Here is a 975-nt window from a genome sequence, read left to right as displayed (position 1 = left end):
GGTCTTGTCTATGTGTTGCATTATTTTTTCAAATTGGTATTAAAAGGTAATAAATAGATAAATCTCCATTTTGAAAAATCAGCGATTTTTATAATGGCGTATTATTTTTCGCGTTTCCCATCTAGAAATAAATATTTTTGTTTTTATCAAATAAATTTAGTTGCTCTATAGTCCAAGATTTGAAAATAATTCATGACTATTGCCTGTTCCCTATTTCCTATTCCCTATCCCCTACAATTTGATAAGTCTCTATATATTGATTGAGATGATTAATTACTCTGTGCATATGAATTGAATCTCCATAAAGCTTGCTGAGCATGATGGCTCCTTCTAGACTTGCAATGATGACAGTAGCGATTTCGTCAGCATCGGTATCAGGACGAATTTCACCTTTTGCAATTCCCGTTTGAATAACTCGATGAATCAGATTCAGCCAAGAATTCATCGCCTGTTGAGCGCAATGGCGCAAAGCAGGATGAGTATCATCACTCTCAACAGCAGTATTTAGCAATGGACATCCTCCCTTAATTGGTGGATTTTCTGCAAAACTGCTAAAAACTCCAATAATTGCTTGCAAACGTTCCGTTGCATAACGCTTGTTTCGTAGAGCCGCTCTAGTATGCTGTTGGATACGAGCGATCGCAAACTCAAAAGCTTGTAGTGCTAAATCATCTTTGCTTTGGAAGTGATTATAAATTCCCCCTTTCTGCAATCCAGTGACACGCATAATATCAGACATCGATGAGCCTGCATATCCCTGCTGGTTAAACAGTTCCGCTGCTTGCTGGAGAATTCTGCTTTTTGTTTCTTCACCTTTAGACATTAAATTATTACAGACCAATCAGTCTGATTGAATATACCATTTTAATTTTTAAAAGTCAACTATTTTTCAATATTGACTGATGACTGATGACTGATGACTGTTGACTGATAACTGGGTATTGATTATTCTCTCCTGCCCCCTGCCCCCTGCCC

At 37.3% G+C, this 975-nt stretch carries 1 protein-coding gene; it reads right to left on the bottom strand.

Features of this window, described 5'->3' with window-relative positions:
• Positions 1-217: 217 nt before the first annotated feature.
• Positions 218-823: a TetR/AcrR family transcriptional regulator gene (locus GNE10_RS34800; RefSeq protein ID WP_185570543.1), complete on the bottom strand. Its 606-nt coding sequence runs from the start codon at positions 821-823 to the stop codon at positions 218-220.
• Positions 824-975: the final 152 nt, after the last annotated feature.

Origin of the sequence: Nostoc sp. 2RC (genome assembly GCF_014222165.1) — a bacterium.
Classification (GTDB): domain Bacteria; phylum Cyanobacteriota; class Cyanobacteriia; order Cyanobacteriales; family Nostocaceae; genus Nostoc; species Nostoc linckia.
The sequence above is the reverse complement of the archived record's forward strand: the minus strand, read 5'-3'. Positions and strand labels throughout refer to the sequence as shown.

Excerpts from the sequence above, each read along its gene's own strand:
- GNE10_RS34800 (WP_185570543.1), bottom strand. The coding sequence starts at position 823 with ATGTCTAAAGGTGAAGAAACAAAAAGCAGAATTCTCCAGCAAGCAGCG.